At 69.5% G+C, this 18,480-nt stretch carries 17 protein-coding genes and 1 tRNA gene; 8 read left to right on the top strand and 10 right to left on the bottom strand.

All coding sequences use genetic code 11. From position 1 onward, the window contains the following. Nucleotides 1-138: 138 nt before the first annotated feature. Complete coding sequence (locus ACIF9R_RS11440; protein ID WP_399977578.1) at nucleotides 139-837, bottom strand: DUF5324 family protein; 699 nt, start codon at nucleotides 835-837, stop codon at nucleotides 139-141. A gap of 337 nt (nucleotides 838-1,174) precedes the next feature. On the opposite strand from ACIF9R_RS11440, the gene ACIF9R_RS11435 reads away from it, so the two are divergent. Continuing rightward, complete coding sequence (locus ACIF9R_RS11435) at nucleotides 1,175-1,702, top strand: peptidylprolyl isomerase (protein ID WP_399977575.1); 528 nt, start codon at nucleotides 1,175-1,177, stop codon at nucleotides 1,700-1,702. Nucleotides 1,703-1,806: 104 nt separating this feature from the next. Next, nucleotides 1,807-2,688, top strand: a complete 882-nt coding sequence (locus ACIF9R_RS11430) for a rhomboid family intramembrane serine protease (RefSeq protein WP_399977572.1) — start codon at nucleotides 1,807-1,809, stop codon at nucleotides 2,686-2,688. A gap of 278 nt (nucleotides 2,689-2,966) precedes the next feature. Here ACIF9R_RS11430 and crgA read toward each other — a convergent pair whose 3' ends face one another. Beyond that, nucleotides 2,967-3,221 carry a cell division protein CrgA gene (gene crgA, locus ACIF9R_RS11425; RefSeq protein ID WP_030215376.1) on the bottom strand — a complete coding sequence of 85 codons (255 nt, stop codon included), beginning with the start codon at nucleotides 3,219-3,221 and terminating at the stop codon, nucleotides 2,967-2,969. Between the two features lie 142 nt (nucleotides 3,222-3,363). Here crgA and ACIF9R_RS11420 point away from each other — a divergent pair, with 142 nt between their 5' ends. From ACIF9R_RS11420 to ACIF9R_RS11400, 5 genes are all read left to right on the top strand, one after another. Continuing rightward, complete coding sequence (locus ACIF9R_RS11420; protein WP_399977570.1) at nucleotides 3,364-4,143, top strand: DUF881 domain-containing protein; 780 nt, start codon at nucleotides 3,364-3,366, stop codon at nucleotides 4,141-4,143. 219 nt (nucleotides 4,144-4,362) lie between these two features. Further along, nucleotides 4,363-4,524 (top strand): hypothetical protein, encoded by a 162-nt coding sequence (locus ACIF9R_RS11415; RefSeq protein ID WP_399977567.1) that lies wholly within the window; start codon nucleotides 4,363-4,365, stop codon nucleotides 4,522-4,524. Further along, entirely contained in the window at nucleotides 4,521-5,159 is a 639-nt protein-coding gene (locus tag ACIF9R_RS11410) for an aminodeoxychorismate/anthranilate synthase component II (protein ID WP_399977565.1), read from the top strand. The genes ACIF9R_RS11415 and ACIF9R_RS11410 overlap by 4 nt, the downstream gene beginning before the upstream one ends. After that, a complete protein-coding gene (locus ACIF9R_RS11405) occupies nucleotides 5,156-6,268 on the top strand; it encodes a class E sortase (RefSeq protein WP_399977562.1) in 1,113 nt (370 codons plus the stop codon). The genes ACIF9R_RS11410 and ACIF9R_RS11405 overlap by 4 nt, the downstream gene beginning before the upstream one ends. Nucleotides 6,269-6,280: 12 nt before the next feature. Continuing rightward, nucleotides 6,281-7,051, top strand: a complete 771-nt coding sequence (locus ACIF9R_RS11400; RefSeq protein WP_399977560.1) for a class E sortase — start codon at nucleotides 6,281-6,283, stop codon at nucleotides 7,049-7,051. A gap of 113 nt (nucleotides 7,052-7,164) precedes the next feature. Here the strand turns inward: ACIF9R_RS11400 and pknB are convergent, their stop codons facing one another. The 6 genes from pknB to ACIF9R_RS11370 form a co-directional block, all read right to left on the bottom strand. Then, nucleotides 7,165-9,141 carry a Stk1 family PASTA domain-containing Ser/Thr kinase gene (gene pknB / locus ACIF9R_RS11395; protein ID WP_399977557.1) on the bottom strand — a complete coding sequence of 659 codons (1,977 nt, stop codon included), beginning with the start codon at nucleotides 9,139-9,141 and terminating at the stop codon, nucleotides 7,165-7,167. 169 nt (nucleotides 9,142-9,310) lie between these two features. Continuing rightward, on the bottom strand, nucleotides 9,311-10,786 hold the full coding sequence (locus tag ACIF9R_RS11390; protein ID WP_399977555.1) for a peptidoglycan D,D-transpeptidase FtsI family protein: 1,476 nt from the start codon (nucleotides 10,784-10,786) through the stop codon (nucleotides 9,311-9,313). After that, nucleotides 10,783-12,231 carry an FtsW/RodA/SpoVE family cell cycle protein gene (locus tag ACIF9R_RS11385; protein WP_399977552.1) on the bottom strand — a complete coding sequence of 483 codons (1,449 nt, stop codon included), beginning with the start codon at nucleotides 12,229-12,231 and terminating at the stop codon, nucleotides 10,783-10,785. Before ACIF9R_RS11385 ends, ACIF9R_RS11390 begins: the two co-directional genes overlap by 4 nt. Before the next feature lie 27 nt (nucleotides 12,232-12,258). Continuing rightward, nucleotides 12,259-13,794 carry a Stp1/IreP family PP2C-type Ser/Thr phosphatase gene (locus tag ACIF9R_RS11380; protein WP_399977910.1) on the bottom strand — a complete coding sequence of 512 codons (1,536 nt, stop codon included), beginning with the start codon at nucleotides 13,792-13,794 and terminating at the stop codon, nucleotides 12,259-12,261. Nucleotides 13,795-13,935: 141 nt separating this feature from the next. Beyond that, nucleotides 13,936-14,445, bottom strand: a complete 510-nt coding sequence (locus ACIF9R_RS11375) for an FHA domain-containing protein (protein WP_215205832.1) — start codon at nucleotides 14,443-14,445, stop codon at nucleotides 13,936-13,938. Between the two features lie 10 nt (nucleotides 14,446-14,455). Continuing rightward, entirely contained in the window at nucleotides 14,456-15,325 is an 870-nt protein-coding gene (locus ACIF9R_RS11370; protein ID WP_399977549.1) for an FhaA domain-containing protein, read from the bottom strand. A gap of 536 nt (nucleotides 15,326-15,861) precedes the next feature. On the opposite strand from ACIF9R_RS11370, the gene ACIF9R_RS11365 reads away from it, so the two are divergent. Continuing rightward, nucleotides 15,862-15,945: transfer RNA gene (locus tag ACIF9R_RS11365), tRNA-Leu, on the top strand. 496 nt (nucleotides 15,946-16,441) lie between these two features. Here ACIF9R_RS11365 and ACIF9R_RS11360 read toward each other — a convergent pair. Together ACIF9R_RS11360 and ACIF9R_RS11355 are read right to left on the bottom strand one after the other, a co-directional pair. Beyond that, nucleotides 16,442-17,359 carry an NAD-dependent epimerase/dehydratase family protein gene (locus ACIF9R_RS11360; protein ID WP_399977546.1) on the bottom strand — a complete coding sequence of 306 codons (918 nt, stop codon included), beginning with the start codon at nucleotides 17,357-17,359 and terminating at the stop codon, nucleotides 16,442-16,444. Continuing rightward, on the bottom strand, nucleotides 17,356-18,315 hold the full coding sequence (locus ACIF9R_RS11355) for a ScbA/BarX family gamma-butyrolactone biosynthesis protein (RefSeq protein WP_399977543.1): 960 nt from the start codon (nucleotides 18,313-18,315) through the stop codon (nucleotides 17,356-17,358). Before ACIF9R_RS11355 ends, ACIF9R_RS11360 begins: the two co-directional genes overlap by 4 nt. Nucleotides 18,316-18,480: the final 165 nt, after the last annotated feature.

The following is an 18,480-nucleotide window of genomic DNA, read 5'->3' as shown; positions in this document are numbered from 1 at the left end:
TCCCCCCCCCTTCCCCCCAAATTCCACCCCCCCCCCGCGCCGCAAGGGGGGGGTGTGGGTTTTTTATCCCCCCCCCCGGGGGGGGGGGGGCGGGGCCCGGGGGGCGCCCCCCCCCCCGCGCCGTTGGTGGTTCTGCCGTCAGGTCTCGTCGCGCCGGGCTGCTTCCTCCGCGGCTTCCTTGGCTTCGACCTCCGGGTCGAGGGCGTCCAGGTCGCTGCCGTCCACCGATGTCAGTGGGGTCGAGTCCGACACATCCGTCGCGGCGGGCGGCTCCACCAGCCAGTCGGGATTGGCCTGCTTGTCCCACCACTTCCAGGCGGCGAAGGCACCGCCTGCCACGGCACTCAGGATCAGAGCCTTCCTCGCGGCACGGCCGGCCCTCGCCCGACGCTGCTGCTTGCGGACGAGCTTCTGGATCTGCTGGGCCGACACCTGACCCCGCAGTGCGGCCAGCGCGGCCGCACTGCGGGCCGCGGCCTGCTCCCTTGCGGGGCCGGCGGCGGCCACCGCCTGTTCGATCACCGGCCGGGAGTAGTCCGCCGCCTGCCGAGCGGCCGTACGGGTGCGGAGGGCGGCCTGGTGGGCAGCCTGGTCGACCTTCGGTGGTACATGCGTCCGGGCCTGTTCCAGATACGGCTGCACATGGGCGCCGTACTGGACGCGAGCTTGTCCGGCGGCCTGCGTCACCTTGGGCGCCAGCCGTACGCGGGCCTCCTGTGCGTAGTGCGCGGCCCTGACCTTGGCCGTGTCGGCGTAGGGCGCCACCGCTTCCGCGGCGTGCAGCACGCTGTCCTTCGCCGAACCGGTCGCGGCGCGCACGCTGTCGATGCGGGTCACGGGTTCCTCCTCCTCGGTGGCGTACGGTATTTCGACTTTCCACCCTTTTACGGATCATGCCTGCCGGTTCGCTCCGAGGCATGTGCGGACGGGCATACGGGTGCCGGTGAGGTCGATCGAGTGCGGTGTCGAGTGCGCGGCGGATCAATCCGGGGCAACGGGAGCCCGGCGTCGACCATGCCGGGGAGCGACGCATGCGTGCCCGCCGAGGAAGTGCCGGGCCTGTTTTCCGTAAGCGGAGCGGCCCGGGTGCCCGCCGGTGATCGGAGGTCGGGCGACTGGGCGGCCGGTCCGTGCGAGGATCAGGGCGTCACGGAAAGACAACGGAAGGCACATCGTGGCTGAGCAGCTCTACGCCACCCTGAAGACCAATCACGGCGACATCGAGGTCCGGCTCTTCCCGAACCACGCGCCGATCACGGTCAAGAACTTCGTCGAGCTCGCCAAGGGCGAGCGGGAGTGGACCCACCCCAAGACCGGGAAGAAGTCCACGGACAAGCTCTACGACGGCACGGTCTTCCACCGGGTGATCAGCGGTTTCATGATCCAGGGCGGAGACCCGCTGGGCAACGGCACCGGCGGTCCCGGCTACCAGTTCGAGGACGAGTTCCACCCGGACCTGCGCTTCGACAAGCCCTACCTGCTGGCGATGGCCAACGCGGGACCGGGCACCAACGGCTCGCAGTTCTTCGTCACCGTCTCCCCGACGGCCTGGCTGAACCGCAAGCACACCATTTTCGGTGAGGTCGCCGACGCCGCGAGCCAGAAGGTCATCGACGCCATCGCGGCCACGCCGACCAACCCGCGCACCGACCGTCCGCTGAACGACGTGGTGATCGAGTCGGTCGAGATCCGCGAGGGCTGAGCACCTCGTCCCCGGAGTGCGAAAGCCCTCCAAGGGAACCAATCGCCCCGCTCATCCGTAAGGATGGGCGGGGCGGGGCTTTTTCACACGACCTAGGGGATCCCATGGACGACCAGGCCGCCGGCAGCGCGCAGGACGCCCAGCGCGTACCTGTCTGTTATCGCCACCCGGACCGGGAGACCGGTGTCCGCTGCACGCGGTGCGAGCGGCCGATCTGCCCGGAGTGCATGGTCGACGCCTCGGTCGGATTCCAGTGCCCGGAGTGCGTCCGTGGCGGCACGGGGCACGCGCCTTCGGCCTCCATGCCCCGCACCCTTGCGGGCGGAGTGGTCGCGGCCGATCCCAGGCTGCTGACCAAGATCCTCCTCGGGATCAACCTGGCGGTGTTCGTCGCCGTGCAGATCCGGCCGTCCCTGGCGCGTGAGCTGTATCTGATCGGTCAGTGGCCGCCGGCGCCGTTCCTGCCGACCGAGGGCGTGGCGACGGGCGAGTGGTACCGCTTGTTCACCTCGATGTTCGCGCACGAGGAGATCTGGCACATCGGGTTCAACATGCTCAGCCTGTGGTGGCTCGGCGGACCGCTGGAGCAGGCACTGGGCCGGGCCCGCTATCTCGCGCTCTATCTGGTTTCGGGCCTGGCGGGCAGCGCGCTGACCTATCTCCTGGCCGCGGGGACCGCGGCGTCGCTCGGTGCGTCCGGTGCCATCTTCGGACTGTTCGGCGCGACCGCCGTCCTGATGCGCAGGCTCCAGTACGACATGCGGCCGATCATCGCCCTGCTGGTGATCAACCTGATCTTCACGTTCAGCTGGGGCAACATCGCCTGGCAGGCGCATATCGGGGGACTCGTCGCCGGTGTCGTGATCGGCTACGCCATGGTCCACGCCCCGCGGGAACGGCGGGCGCTGGTGCAGTACGGCACCTGTGCGCTGGTGCTGGCCGTGGTCGTGGGGATGACCCTGCTGAGGACCGCTCAGCTGACCTGAGCACCGTGGTTGTCCACAGACCGTGGCGAATCTTGTGCATAGGGTGCGGGGAGCTGGGTGCTCCGCGCGTACGGCCGAGGTTTATGCAGGTCAGAAGGTTTGCGAACATGTTTTCGGTTGCCGGTGTTTCTGTCACATCGGCGTCAACCTTCAGAGGGTTATCCACAGATCGAGTTTCCTGTCCACATGTGGACAAGGCCTGTGGATAACTCAGGGGATAGTCCTGCCCAGAGCTGATGACAGCTCTGGGCAGGGCAGTGCTCACCGTGGGGCGAGCGCTACTTCCACTGCGTCGAGACGCCGAATCCGGCGGCGATGAACCCGAAGCCCACCACGATGTTCCAGTTGCCCAGGGCGTCGATGGGCAGCGAACCGTCGGTGACGTAGAAGACGACGATCCAGGCCAAACCGATGAGGAAGAGGGCCAGCATCACCGGGGCGACCCAAGCGCGGTTGGTCAGCTTGAGCGCGGTCGTCTGCTTGGCCGGCGGGGGCGTGTAATCGGCCTTCTTGCGGATACGTGACTTCGGCACGAGGGTCTCTCCTGTCGATGCGCTGCGTGGCCGCGCAGGGAACTTGGGTCGGGCTCGGAGCAGCGTACAAGGGGACTCTGAGCGCTCCCCCGGGCGTCCGTTAGCGTAGTGCTTCCGCGGCCCCTAAGGAGATAAGGGTACGTTGAGCAATTCTGCCGACTTCCCCGGACCGGAATCCAGTCCTGCCCGCCGACGCCGTGTCCGGCCCGTGCGGTTCCTCACCGCGGGTGTCTTCGCCCTGGCGGGACTCCTCTTCTTCACCAGCTTCGACACGGCCAGGGGCACCAACATCCGCACCGATGCCTCGCTGCTGAAGCTCTCCGACCTGATCCATGAGCGCAGCCTCAAGAACGGCGAGCTCGACGAGTCCAACGGTGCGTTGCGTGAGGACATCGAGTCCCTCGCCGAGCGTGACGACGGGAGCACCGAGGCGGAGGACGACCGGCTCGCCGACCTGGAAAGGCGCGCGGGCACGCAGAAGCTCAAGGGCGAGGCGATCACGGTCACCCTGAACGACGCCCCGCCGGACGCCACCGCCAAACTCCCCGGCTATCCCGAGCCGCAGCCCGACTATCTGGTCATCCACCAGCAGGACCTCCAGGCGGTGGTGAACGCCCTGTGGCTGGGCGGAGCCGAGGGCATCAAGGTCATGGACCAGCGACTGATCTCCACCAGCGCGGTGCGCTGTGTGGGCAACACCCTGATCCTCCAGGGGCGCGTCTACTCACCTCCGTACAAGATCACTGCGGTCGGGGACCCGGAGAAGCTCAGGGAGGCGCTCGCGGCCGCGCCGGCGATCCAGAACTACATGGTGTACGTCAATGTCTACGGGCTCGGCTGGAAGGTCGAGGACGAAGGCACGGTGACGCTGCCCGGCTACGCGGGCACGATCGACCTGCACCATGCGCGGCCCGTGGAGTAGCAGCCGTACCCGGGCGGCCGTTCCTCTCCCGTTGTTTCACGTGGAACATGCCCGGACATCGAGGCGATCGGCTCCGTGCCGCGTACATGTGGGTACGTGTGGCCGGGCCCGTCCGGACGTGCACCCAGCCTCCGGAGGCCGGGAAACCGGAGGGGGCGCGCCGCTAGTCTGTTGGCGTACGGCGTGGGTCTGGTGCCGTGGTACGACGGAAGGGACGGCATGTACAGCTGGATCTGGCGGCATCTGCCGGGCAATGCACCGGTGCGGGCACTCATCTCACTGGTGCTGGTCATCGCCGTGGTCTACGTCCTCTTCCAGTACGTCTTTCCGTGGGCCGAGCCGCTGCTGCCCTTCAACGATGTGACGGTGGACAACCAGTGAGCGCGCGCATTCTCGTCGTCGACAACTACGACAGCTTCGTCTTCAACCTGGTCCAGTACCTGTACCAGCTGGGCGCCGAGTGCGAGGTCCTGCGCAACGACGAGGTGTCCACGGGACATGCCCAGGACGGGTTCGACGGCGTGCTGCTGTCGCCCGGCCCCGGCACTCCCGAGGAGGCCGGCGTCTGCGTGGACATGGTGCGGCACTGCGCGTCGACCGGGGTGCCGGTCTTCGGTGTCTGTCTCGGCATGCAGGCGATGCAGGTGGCGTACGGCGGCGTGGTGGACCGTGCGCCCGAGTTGCTGCACGGCAAGACCTCGCCGGTGGAGCACGAGGGCAAGGGGGTCTTCGCCGGGCTGCCCTCCCCGTTCACGGCGACCCGCTACCACTCGCTGGCCGCCGAGCCGGCCACGGTACCGGTGGAGCTGGAGGTCACGGCCCGGACGCCGGACGGGACGGTGATGGGGCTGAGGCACCGTGAACTGCTGGTCGAGGGTGTGCAGTTCCACCCAGAGTCGGTGCTGACCGAGCACGGTCACCGGATGCTGGCCAACTGGCTGGTGGAGTGCGGCGACGAGGGCGCGGTGGCGAGATCGGCGGGGCTCGCGCCGGTGGTGGGCAGGTCCTCGGCGTGACCGCGCTGCGCCCCGAGCGCGAGTCCGGCGCCCATGGCGTCGGCGGCCAGGGCACCCCGTACGGCGGGCAGCCGTACGGGGCGCCGGGTGCGTACGGGGACGGCTGGTACGACAACACCGGGGCGCCCGGCACCTACGGCGGTGCCTCCGACACCACCGCGCAGCTGCCACCGGTCGACGAGGAGACCGTGGCGCTGCGCATCCCCGACCCGCCGCCGACGCATGCGGCGCGTGAGGAATCCGCCTCGGCCGGCGGCGGGCGGGCGGCCCGCAGGAAGGCCGCCAGAAAGCGTCAGGGGCGGCGTGGGGGCTCGCACAAGGCGGCGGAGGTCTCAGGCGGCGCAGAGGGCCGAGAGGGCCCGTCAGGGGGCGCCGAGAGGGCTTCCCGGGCGCCGCTGTCCCGGGTGGAGGCGCGTCGGCAGGCGCGGGCGCGCAAGGTGAGCCCCGCGGTCGTCGCGAGCCGGGCCATCGGCGAGGTGTTCATCACCTGCGGGGTGCTGATGCTGCTGTTCGTCACCTACCAGCTGTGGTGGACGAACGTCCGGGCACAGGCGCAGGCCGGCCAGGAGGCCAGCGACCTCCAGAAGGACTGGGCGAGCGGTGAGCGCAAGCCGGGCGCGTTCGAGCCGGGCCAGGGCTTCGCACTGCTGCACATTCCCAAGCTGGACGTGGTGGTGCCGATCGCGGAGGGCATCAACAGCAAGAAGGTGCTCGACCGGGGCATGGTGGGCCACTACGCGGAGGGTGCGCTGAAGACGGCGATGCCGGACGCGAAGGCCGGCAACTTCGGGCTCGCGGGGCATCGGAACACGCACGGGGAGCCGTTCCGGTACATCAACCGGCTGGAGCCGGGCGACCCGATCGTCGTCGAGACCCAGGGCGAGTACTACGTCTACAAGATGGCGTCCATACTGCCGGTGACGTCGCCGAGCAACGTGAGGGTCCTTGATCCCGTTCCGAAGGGATCGGGTTTCACCGGGCCGGGCCGTTACATCACGCTGACCACGTGCACTCCGGAATTCACCAGCAAATACCGCTTGATCGTCTGGGGCAAGATGGTCGAGGAACGGCCGCGCAGCAAGGGCAAGCCGGATGCGCTCGTCAGTTAGGGCAGAGGAAACGTGGCAGCGACCGCCGACGACACCGCACAGCACACCGACCCGTTCCCGCCGCAGCGGGCGCGCCGCAGCCGGCGTATGGGGCCGGTGGCGATGGTGGTCAGCTTCTTCGGGGAACTCCTCATTACCGCGGGCCTGGTGCTCGGTCTGTTCGTCGCCTACTCGCTGTGGTGGACGAACGTCGTCGCGGACCGCGCGGCGGACGAGCAGGCGGACAAGGTCCGTGACTCCTGGGCGCGGGAGCCGGACGCCGGTGGTGGCGCGGGAGGTGGACCGGCCTCCTACGACAGCGGGAAAGGCGTCGGCTTCCTCCATGTGCCCGCGATGACCGGTGGCGAGATCCTCGTCGAGAAGGGCACCTCGATGAAGGTCCTGAACGACGGCGTCGCCGGCTACTACACCGACCCCGTGAAGGCGGTCCTGCCGACCTCGGGGAAGAAGGGCAACTTCGCCCTCGCGGCCCACCGGGACGGCCACGGCGCGAAGTTCCACAACATCCACAAGATCGAGAAGGGCGACCCGATCGTCTTCGAGACGAAGGACACGTGGTACGTCTACAAGACCTACGCGATCCTTCCCGAGACATCGAAGTACAACGTGGACGTCCTCGGGAAGATCCCGGAGGACTCCGGCAAGAAGAAGGCCGGCCACTACATCACGTTGACGACCTGCACGCCGGTGTACACCAGCAAGTACCGCTACATCGTCTGGGGCGAACTGGTCCGCACGGAGAAGGTGGACAGCGAGCGGACACCGCCGGAGGAACTGCGCTGATACCGGCCCGGGACCGGCGCGCCACCTCGAAAGGGTCCACTGACTGAGCCCCGGTCCCCTCTCTCCGGAGAGAGGGGACCGGGGCTCAGTCACGCGTGGGCGGGTGCCGCGGGTCAGCCGAAGAAGCCGCCGCCGTTCCCTCCGTTGCCGCCGCCCTGGTCCACGGTGATCAGGTCGACCTTCGAGCCCTTGTCGACCGGGGTGCCCTGGCCCGGGTTGGAGGCGATGACGCGGGAGTTCGGGTCCTGGGCAGGGCCGACGTTGCCGACCACGAGCCCGGCCTGCTGGATCAACTGCTGGGCTTCCTGGAGAGTCCGGTTGTTGATGTCCGGCACGGCGACCTTCTGGTTCTCCTTGGCCTTGCCGATGACGATCGTCACCTGGGAGTTCTTGTCGATCTGCTGGCCGCTCGGCGGGGTGGTACGGATGACCTTGCCGACCTGGTTCGGGTCGTCGACCTCCTCCTCGGAGCAGGTGCCCTGGAGGTCGTTCTCCGCCATCCGCGCCTTCGCCTCGTCACAGGTCTGGCCGGTGACGTCGGGGACCGTGGACTTGGCCTCCTCCTTGGCGACGACGAGGGTGATGGTGGTGCCCTTCTCCACCTCTTCGCCGAGACCCGGGTCCTGTTCGAGGACGGTGCCCGGTTCCTGGGCGTCCACCCTCTCCTCGACCTCGACCACGAACTCGTACTTGTCGCCCTCGAGCTCGGCCTTGGCGTCCTCGACCTGGTCGCCGACGACGCTCGGGACGGCCACCTTGGGTGCCCCCGTGGAGACCACCAGGCTGACGGTGAACTCCTTGTCGACCTTCGTGCCGGGCGTCGGGTTCTGAGAGCAGATCTTGCCCGCGGTCTGGTCCTCGCAGGGCTTCTCCTCGAAGCTGAGTTTCAGATCGGCGTTGACGGCGAGCTGTTCGGCGCTCGCCTTCGTCTCGCCGACGAAGTTGGGGGTCGCGACGGTGCTGTTGCCCACGCCGTCGCCGCTGATGACCCAGCGGCCGATCAGGATCGCGCCGATGAGGACCAGGACGCCCGCCACGACCAGCAATATCGTCGAGGTGTTGTTCTTCTTCGGCTGGCGGCGCCGGCTCTGCCGGTCGTCGTAGCCGTAGCCGCCGTCGTCCGGGTTCATGGGCGGCAGCATCGAGGTCGGAGCGCCCGCGCCGGTGTCCGGACGCAGGGCGGTGGTCGGCTGGTCGTCCGGGTAGCCGCCGTAGCCGACCGCGCCCATGGCCGCGGTCGCCGCGACGGGCTGGCCGTCGAGGCAGGCCTCGATGTCGGCGCGCATCTCGTCGGCCGACTGGTACCGGTAGTCCGGGTCCTTGACCAGTGCCTTCAGCACGATCGCGTCCATCTCGGGCGTGATCTCGGGGTCGAAGACGCTCGGCGGCTGCGGTTCCTCCCGTACGTGCTGGTAGGCGACCGCGACCGGGGAGTCGCCCACGAAGGGCGGGCGGACGGTCAGCAGCTCGTAGAGCAGACAGCCGGCGGAGTACAGGTCGGACCGCGCGTCGACCTGCTCGCCCTTGGCCTGCTCGGGCGAGAGGTACTGCGCGGTGCCGATGACGGCCGAGGTCTGCGTCATGGTCATGCCGGAGTCGCCCATCGCGCGGGCGATACCGAAGTCCATGACCTTGACCTGGCCGTTGCGCGTCAGCATGACGTTGGCGGGCTTGATGTCACGGTGGACGATGCCGGCCCGGTGGGAGTACTCCAGCGCCTGGAGGATGCCGATGGTCATCTCCAGCGTCCGCTCCGGCAGCAGTTTGCGGCCGCTGTGCAGGAGCTCACGGAGCGTGGAGCCGTCGACGTACTCCATGACGATGTACGGGATGGAGACCCCGTCGATGTAGTCCTCGCCCGTGTCGTAGACCGCCACGATCGCGGGATGGTTGAGCGAGGCGGCCGACTGGGCCTCCCGGCGGAACCGGGCCTGGAAGGACGGGTCACGCGCGAGGTCCGCGCGCAGCGTCTTCACCGCCACGGTGCGGCCGAGGCGGGTGTCATGGGCGAGGTAGACCTCCGCCATGCCACCGCGGCCGAGCACATGGCCCAGTTCGTACCGGCCGCCGAGGCGACGCGGCTCTTCCATAGCTACCTACCAGCCCTCTCCGTCGATCCCGGGCGGCACATGTGTGCCGCCGGAGGCTGCCGTCCGGGCATACCGTACCCGGCTCGCTCTGTGTGACCTGGCCAAGTGAGTCAGCCGATACAGGACCGGTATCGCAACGTGCACCGATGCACGGTGGACGTGACCGGGGTCACTGCTTGCCCTTGATGACCGCCTCCATCACGCTCTTGGCGATGGGGGCCGCGAGGCCACCGCCGGAGATGTCGCCACGCACGGCGTCGTCGTCCTCGATGACGACCGCGACGGCCACGGGCGAGCTGCCGTCGCTGTTCTTGGCGTAGGAGATGAACCACGCGTAGGGGTTCTTGCTGTTGTTCTCACCGTGCTGGGCCGTACCCGTCTTGCCGCCGACCGTGACGCCGGGGATCTGCGCGTTGGACCCGGTGCCGTCGTTGACGACCGTCTCCATCATCGACTGGAGGATCTGGGCGTTCTTCGCCGACAGCGGCTCGCTCAGCGTCTCCGGATCCGTCTTCTCGACGGTGTCCAGGCTGGGGGCCTGGAGTTCGTCGACCATGTACGGCTTCATCAGGGTGCCGTTGTTGGCGATGGCGGCGCTGACCATGGCCATCTGCAGGGGCGTCGCGGCGGTGTTGAACTGGCCGATGGAGGAGAGGGCGACCTGCGAGGGTTCCATGTTCTCGGAGAACACGGAGGCGCTGGAGCGGACCGGGGTGAACTGCTCCTCGGTGAACCCGAACTTCTTGGCCGTCTCCAGCATCTTCTCGTTGCCGAGGTCGGCGCCGAGCTTGCCGAAGACGGTGTTGCAGGACACCCGCAGCGCCTCGCGCAGGGTGGCGTCCTTGCAGGGCAGGTTGCCGTCGTTCTTCAGCTCGGTCTTGGTGCCCGTCATGATCCACGGCAGCGGGGTGTCGGTCTTCTCGTCCGCGTCGTCGACCAGCCCGTGCTCCAGCGCGGCGGCCGCGGTGACGACCTTGAAGGTCGAGCCGGGCGGGTAGACCTCGCGCAGCGCCCGGTTGAGCATCGGGTCGTCCGGGTTGTTCTTCTTCTGCAGCTTCTGCCAGGCCTTGGTGTCCGTGTCGAGGCTGTTGCCGGCGATCGTGGACGGGTCGTACGACGGGTAGGAGGCCAGGGCGAGGATCTTGCCGGTGGACGGCTCGATGGCGACGACGGAGCCCTTGCCGCCCTGCTTCTTCAGACCGTCGTAGGCGGCCTTCTGCGCGGCACCGCTGAGGGTGGTGACGACGTTGCCGCCCTCCTTGTTCTTGCCCGTCAGCATGTCCAGCGTGTTGCGGAAGAAGAGCCGGTCGTCGTTGCCGGTGAGGATGCCGTCCTCGATGGACTCCAGCTGGTTGGCGCCGAAGGCCTGGGACACGAAGCCGGTGACGGGCGCCCACATGGCGCCGTTCTTGTAGGTCCGCTTGTACGCGAAGTCGCCGTTGGTGGCCTTGTGCCCGGTGATGGGCTCGCCGTCGACGATGATGTCGCCGCGGGGCGAGGCGTACCGCTCGATCGCCACGCGGCGGTTGTTCTCGTCGTTCCGCAGTTTGTCGGCCTGGGCGTACTGGATCCAGTTGTTCCGGACGAGCAGGGCGAGGATGAGCAGGCCGCAGAAGATCGCGACCCGGCGCAGGGGCTTGTTCACGGGCGGACCACCTGGGTCATCTCGGCGTCGGGGTTGGCGGCGGGAGCGGGCGCCGGGCGGCGGGCGGTGTCGCTGATTCTGAGCAGGATGCCGATCAGCGCCCAGTTGGCGATGACGGAGGAGCCTCCGTAGGCCAGGAAGGGCATCGTCATACCGGTCAGCGGGATCAGGCCCATGACGCCACCGGCGACGACGAAGACCTGGAGCGCGAAGGCGCCGGACAGGCCGATGGCGAGCAGCTTGCCGAACGGGTCCCGGGCGGCGAGGGCGGTACGGACGCCACGCTCCACGATCAGCGCGTAGAGCAGGATCAGCGCCATGACGCCGGCCAGGCCGATCTCCTCGCCGAAGGTGGCGAGGATGAAGTCGGAGTTGGCGGCGAAGCCGATGAGGTCGGAGTTGCCCTGGCCGAGGCCGGTGCCGAGGGTGCCGCCGGAGCCGAAGGCCCACAGAGCCTGCATGGCCTGCTCGGAGTGGATGATGCCGTCCTGGACCCCGGCGCGGCTGAGCTCGAACTCGCGCATCGGGTCGAGCCAGGCCTGCACACGGGTCTGGATGTGCGGTTCGAAGCTCGCCACGCCGACGGCGCCGACCGCGGACATCAGCAGGCCGAACACGATCCAGCTGGTCCGCTCGGTGGCGACGTACAGCATGATCACGAACATGCCGAAGAACAGCAGCGAGGTGCCGAGGTCGGTCTCGAAGACCAGGATCAGGATGGAGATGATCCAGACGACGATGATCGGGCCGAGGTCGCGGCCGCGCGGCAGATAGAGGCCCATGAAGCGGCGGCTGGCGAGGGCCAGGGCGTCGCGTTTGACCATGAGGTAGCCCGCGAAGAAGACCGCGAGGACGATCTTGGCGAACTCGCCCGGCTGGAGGGTGCCGAGGCCGGGGATCTTGATCCAGATCTTGGCGCCGAAGACGTTGTGGCCGAGGCCGGGGACCAGCGGCAGGAGCAGCAGGACCAGCGCGCCGGCCATGGAGATGTAGGTGTAGCGCTGCAGGACGCGGTGGTCCTTGAGGAAGAACAGGACGGCCACGAACAGGGCGACGCCGAGCGCGGAGTACATCAGCTGGCGTGGTGCCGCCTCGACGAACGTCCGGCTCGCCTGAAGCCGCTCCGACTGGTCCAGGCGCCAGATGGCGACCAGGCCGATGCCGTTCAGCAGTGTCGCCAGCGGCAGCAGCAGCGGGTCCGCGTACGGGGCGAACTTCCGTACGGCGAGATGGCCGAGGCCGGCCATCAGGCCGAGACCCAGGCCGTAGCTCAGCAGCCCGGCGGGCACCTCGTCGCTGAGGGCCAGCCCTACGTTGGCGTAGGCGAAGACCGGGATGACGACGGCGAACACCAGCAGGGCGAGCTCGGTGTTGCGCCGGCTGGGTGCGCCGATCGCGCCGATCGTGGACGTGTGCTGCGTCGACGGGTTCGTAGTACTGCTCATCGTGTGACAGGGCCTCTCACGGCTTGCCTACTGCTTACCGCACAGCGAGACGACCTTCTGCTCTTCCTCCGAGAGGCTGGGGCCGGGGCTGGGAGTGGGTGCGGTCGTGGACGGGGGCGTGGACTGCTCCGGGGCCGTCGCCGAACCCGAGGGGTTCGGCGACGGTGAAGCCTTGGACGTGAAGGAGACGGGCGTGGTTCCCGTGGTGCCTCCGGCCTCGCCCTCGCCGGTCTTCGCGTTCTTCTCGCTCTCGGCGGCGCGCCGTTCGGCCTGCTTCTGGCACGCGGAGGCCTGCACCGCGAGTTCCTCGATCTTCTTCCGGGCGCCGTACAGGTCGCCTTCGGCGATGGTCGCCTCGACCAGCTCGCGCTGGTAGGGCGGCAGGTACTTGAGTTCGATCTCGGGGTGGTCCTTCTCGACCTTCGAGAGTGAGACCCAGGCCAGGTCCTGGCTGATGCCCCGGTAGAGCGCGACGTGCTCGCCCTTGGTGCCGACGTAGTACTGCGTCTGCGTCCAGCGCCAGCCGCCGTACACGCCGGCGCCGAGGACGGCGAGCGTGAGCAGGCTGTACACGGATCTCTTGAGCCACCGGCGGTTCTTGGCGGGTTTGACGAAGTCGTCGTCGCCGTAGCCGAAGCCGTCGGTGGGGATGAAGCCGGTGACGTCGCCGCTGCCGGGAGGGCCGAACTCGCCGCCTCCGCCGCGCCGGCGGCCGAGGCCGGAGGCCCGGCCGGCGGGGGTCTGCATGATGCCGTTGTCGTGGGACTGGTTCTGGTTCTCGGCGACGGCGCCGACCACGACGGGGGTGTCGGAGAGCTGCCCGGCGAGGGTGTCACCGGTGTCCAGGTCCAGGACGTCGGCGACGATCACGGTGATGTTGTCGGGGCCGCCGCCGCGCAGTGCCAGTTCGATCAGGTTCTGGACGGTCTCCTCGGGTCCCTGGTAGCTCGCCAGGGCGTCCTCGAGGGTCTGGTGGGAGACCACGCCGGACAGACCGTCGGAACAGATCAGATACCGGTCACCGGCCCGGACCTCGCGGATCGACAGGTCGGGTTCGACGTGTTCGCCGCTGCCGAGGGCCCGCATGAGCAGGGACCGCTGCGGGTGGGTGGTGGCCTCCTCCTCCGTGATCCGGCCCTCGTCGACCAGACGCTGCACCCAGGTGTGGTCCTGGGTGATCTGGGTGAGGACGCCGTCGCGCAGGAGGTAGGCCCGGGAGTCGCCGACGTGCACCATGCCGAGGCGCTGGCCGGTCCACAGCAGCGCGGTCAGGGTGGTGCCCATGCCTTCGAGCTGGGGATCCTCCTCGACCATCATGCGCAGCTGGTCGTTGGCCCGCTGGACGGCCGTGCCGAGGGAGGTCAGCAGGTCGGAGCCTGGGACGTCGTCGTCGAGCGCGACGATGGTGGAGATCGCCTCGGAGGAGGCGACCTCACCGGCGGCGGCACCGCCCATGCCGTCGGCGATGGCGAGCAGGCGGGGACCGGCGTAACCGGAGTCCTCGTTGCCCTCCCGGATCATCCCCTTGTGTGATCCGGCGGCGAAGCGCAGTGACAGACTCATGCGCACCTCGCCTGTCGGCTCCGGGTACAGCCGGTCGTGTCGAGCCACACTGCCCACCCTCCGGTCGGGAGCGCGCCGGGACCCTGGGTGGGGACCCCTCCTGCGTGCTCGCTCCGCTCGCGCTCATTCATTGGTGTAGCACTACTTCCGCAGCTCGATGACGGTCTTGCCGATGCGGATCGGTGCGCCCAGCGAAATCGGCGTGGGTGTCGTCAGCCGGGTCCGGTCCAGGTAGGTGCCGTTGGTGGAGCCCAGGTCCTCGACGATCCACTGACCGTCGCGGTCCGGGTAGATCCTGGCATGGCGGCTGGAGGCGTAGTCGTCGTCCAGCACGATCGTGCTGTCGTGCGCCCGGCCCAGGGTGATGGTCTGCCCCTGAAGGGCGACGGTGGTGCCGGTGAGGGTGCCCTCGGACACCACCAGCTTGGTGGGCGTGTTACGGCCACGGCGTCCGCCGCCGGACTGCTGGCGCTGCGGCGGAGGTGCCTGGCGGGCGGCCTGCTGCGCCCGGCCCGCTTCCCGGCGGGAACCGCGCTGGGTGACGCGGGTCCCGAACAGGTCGCTGCGGATGACCTGCACGGCCACGATCACGAACAGCCACAGTACGGCCAGGAACCCCAGCCGCATGACCGTGAGGGTCAGCTCTGACATTGCCCCCGCTTCACCCTTCGGCTTGCCTATAGATAACGGTGGTGCTGCCCACGACGATTCGCGAGCCGTCGCGGAGCGTAGCGCGGGTGGTGTGCTGTCCGTCCACCACGATGCCGTTGGTGGATCCGAGATCCTGGATCACCGAGGGCGTTCCGGTGCGGATCTCGCAGTGCCGGCGGGAGACGCCGGGGTCGTCGATCCGTACGTCCGCTTCGGTGCTGCGGCCCATGACGAGGGTGGCACGGGAGATCTGGTGGCGGGTGCCGTTGATCTCGATCCAGTAGCGGGCGCGTCCGCCGGGCACGGGGGCCACGGGAGGCCGCCGGGCGCCCGCCGGCTGCGGGTAGCCGTAACCGCCGGGGCCGCCGCCGGGGGGCGGCGCGGCCGGCATGGGCGGGGCGGCCGCAGGTCCGGCCGGCGGGTAGCCGTAGCCACCGGGACGGCCGGCCGGCGGGGCGCCGCCCGGCCCTACGGCTCCGGGGCCCGCGCCGCCGGCCTGGCTGGCGGAGGAGGCGAGCGTACGGCTGCGGACCCGGTACAGGCCGGTGTCGAGGTCGTCCGCCTTCTCCAGGTGCACCTTGATGGGGCCCATGAAGGTGTAGCGCTGCTGTCTGGCGTAGTCGCGCACCATGCCGGCGAGCTCGTCCCCGAGCTGGCCGGAGTACGGGCTGAGGCGCTCGAAGTCCGGGGTGCTCAGCTCGACGATGAAGTCATTGGGTACGACGGTGCGGTCGCGGTTCCAGATGGTGGCGTTGTTGTCGCACTCCCGCTGGAGTGCTCCCGCGATCTCCACGGGCTGCACCTCGGACTTGAACACCTTGGCGAAGGTGCCGTTGACCAGACCTTCGAGACGCTGCTCGAACTTCTTCAGGACTCCCATGGGGCACCTCCTCCGTCGCTGCCGTCCTGTGTACTGCCCCGTGCACCGTTTCGTGCACCGGTTACCCGGTACTGCTTACTGATCGTATCCACGCGTCGCTCGACCGGCTGGTTCCCCCTGTCCGCCCGGCCGACGGGTGTCGACCCCTGACGGAGTTCCCTGCGGGGCTCCTCTTCGAACTCCTCCGGCGGTGGCTCGTGCCCGTCGTGCTGCCAAGGATCGTAGAGGGGGCCGAAGACCAGTGTCCCGCACCTGACGGTGGTCTCGGTCCGGCTCCGGGGGAGACGGGTGCGACCGGTACGAGGTTGATACGTGGAGCAATCGCCTTTGTCACACGGTTGTCGCACGGTGCGCGCCGGGAAGGGAAAGGGCCGGGGGCGGTCCTCGGAGGCGGTCGCGGAAGGTCGTGCGAGGTCGTGCCGGTCGGGTCGCGGGCGGTGAAAAGGGATGTGAATCCACCCCGATCAGCGTGCTAATGTTCTGGGTGTCGGAAGGCGCCGGACCCCAAGGGGCAAGGGCTCGAGGACACACCCAATGCGCGGGTGGCGGAATAGGCAGACGCGCTGGATTCAGGTTCCAGTGCCCGAAAGGGCGTGGGGGTTCAACTCCCCCCTCGCGCACACCGTCGGACGGGCGGCATCCATCGGATGCCGCCCGTTTCGCGTGTTCGGGGTGGGTGTACGGGCGAGACGGCGTGTGAGGAACGTCTCATGATCATTTTCGGCCGGGGCGGCGTGATCATCGCGTCCGGCGGGCGTGCGGGGAGGGTCGCGCCGGGAGTCCGGGGCGGCCGTTGTGGGAAGGCGCGGGGTGTCGTGGCCGTGGCGCGGGGTGGCCGGGGGCGAGGAGCCGGGGGCCGACTGCAGGATGACGGCACCCACGTCCCGGCCGGGTCGAGTACGGCGAGGGGACGGGCGGGTGGCGGTGGTGCGGGCGTATCTCCGGGGCCGATCCGGTCGGCGCGCGTCCGGCCGGGGGTCGGCCGGGCGGGTCTCGGGTTCGGTCGGGGCTGTTCGGGGCGGGGCGAGGTCCGGCCGGGTCTCGTTCGTGCGGGCCATGGTCGCGTGGGTCTCGTTCGTGTGGGTCATGGTGCAGAAACCGGCGGGGCGGTTTTTATCAGGTGGTCGTCAGATGTGACCGGTACCAGGGCGCGGACCGGGCGAACGTGGTCGTGAAGTCCTCGCGCGGTGAGCAGTCCAGGTTCTTCCAGAAGCCGTCGTCCGCGAACCAGTGGTCCACGGTGAGCATGCCCAGGTGATGCAGCGCCCGGGGGGAGCCGGCGGCCCGCGCGCGGGCCGTGGCCACGTCCACCGAGGCGCCGGGGCGCTCCACCTGCTCGCACACGGCCGTGAGGAGCGCGGAGGCGGACACCGGGTCCGGGTGGCCGACGTAGTGGGCGCCGGGCCCGTGGTGCGGGGACAGCGCGGCGGCGACGGCCGCCCGGCCCAGGGTCTCGACGTCGATCATCGACTGGAGGGCGGTGCAGCCGGTGATCGTCGCGGACAACTCCCGCAGCAGTTGCACCAGTCCGGGGACCACCCAGCGGTCGCCCTCGCCGTGCACCAGGTGCGGGCGCAGCACCAGGCCGCCCGCGTCGAGGACATGCCGTTCGGCCGCCGCGCGGGTGCGGCCGACGACGGACACGGGCGCGATCGGGGCCTCGCCGGGCCGCACTCCGTGGAAGGGGCCCCGGCCGTGGACGGCGGCCGTGCTCACGTACACGATCCGGCGCACCCCGGCCCGTACGGCTTCCTCCACGAGGGCCGCCGTACCGAGGTCGTTGACCGCCGTGACGGCGTCCGGGTCGCCGCTCACGCGGGAGGCGCAGTGGACGAGGACGTCGACGCCGGCACAGGCGCCGTGCAGGGTGCCGGGGGCGGCGAGGTCGCCGGGTACGGTCCCGGTCTCCCGCGACGCTCCGGGTGTGCGGCGGGACAGCGACCGGACCCGGACACCGGGACGCCGGCGGGCCGCCGCGGCGACCCTGCTGCCGATGAACCCCGTCGCGCCGGTGATCAGGAGGTCGGCGGTCATGACGGCGACCGTACCGGGGCGGTGGGCGCGCAGGTGAGGGTGGCGGCGAAGACGGGCTCGTCGTCCTGCCGGCCCGACACGCGCACCGTCACCTCGTCCTCGTTCTTCTCGAGCACCTCGGCGTCGATCCAGCAGGGGGTGTCCAGCTCGGCGTAGCGGCTGAAGGACACCGACAGTTCGGACGGCAGGAAGGGCAGTCTGCCCGATGCCGCGGTCGCCGCCTGGCGGGCGGCCTCGAACAGGACCATGCCGGGGACGTGGTCGTTGGGCCGCGGGAAGAGCACCGGGTGCGTGGTGTCGACGCGCAGGAGCCAGCTGCCGGGCCGGTCGCCGGGGGCGAGGACGACGTCCTCCGCCCGGTGACGGCCCACCCGTTCCGGTGAAACCGGTGCCGGTGGCGGTATTCGAGAGCTCCTCACGGCCAACTGGCTTTCCCGCAGGCGGCGGTAGGCGGCCGGTGAGATGCATCCCGTGCTGCCGGTGCCGCCGGCGAGAAGCCGCCCCGCGCGGTGGAATTCCATGGTCGTGCGCATGCCGTTCAGGCCGCGGCCCCGGCGCCGCACCTCGGAACAGACGACGTCGACGGTGACCGGCTCGGCCGCGTCGGCCAGCAGCAACGCGGCGGGGTCGGTGGAGATCTCCAGGTCGTGCATGACGAAGTGGGTGTCGCAGGGGGCGCCGAACTCGGCGTGCGCCAGGGCCATCGAGGTCTGGCGCAACGTTTCACCTACGATCATCGGATCCTGGTGACGGTCGTCGACGGGGCCGAAGAAAGTGTGGTCGGCGGGCCAGTGGGCGGTGACGCGGAAGTGTTCCGCCGAGAGCCGGGTCCATGCGACGGGGAAGACGTCCGCCGTGCGGGGGCGGTGCGCGAGTTCCGGCGTGACGAGGGTGCGGGCGGCCGGTGTCCCCGGAGGGTTTGCGGGGGAGGCCCGCTGTCCGGTCTGATCCTCCAAGGGTGCGCTCAAGGAATCCGGCTGCGGCATGAAGAACCCCCGGGATCGACGATCTGGCTCCGGTCGGTTCGCACTAAGATACGGACGAGACGGTTTTTTTCCAAGGGTGATCCACATCGCCGGATTCGAGCCCACGCACCCCGCACAGGGTGACGGACCGTAGGG

Origin of the sequence: Streptomyces sp. NPDC086080, from assembly GCF_044540255.1 — a bacterium.
Classification (GTDB): Bacteria; Actinomycetota; Actinomycetes; order Streptomycetales; family Streptomycetaceae; genus Streptomyces.
Note: the sequence above shows the minus strand (reverse complement) of the source record. Positions and strands in the feature narration are given on the sequence as shown.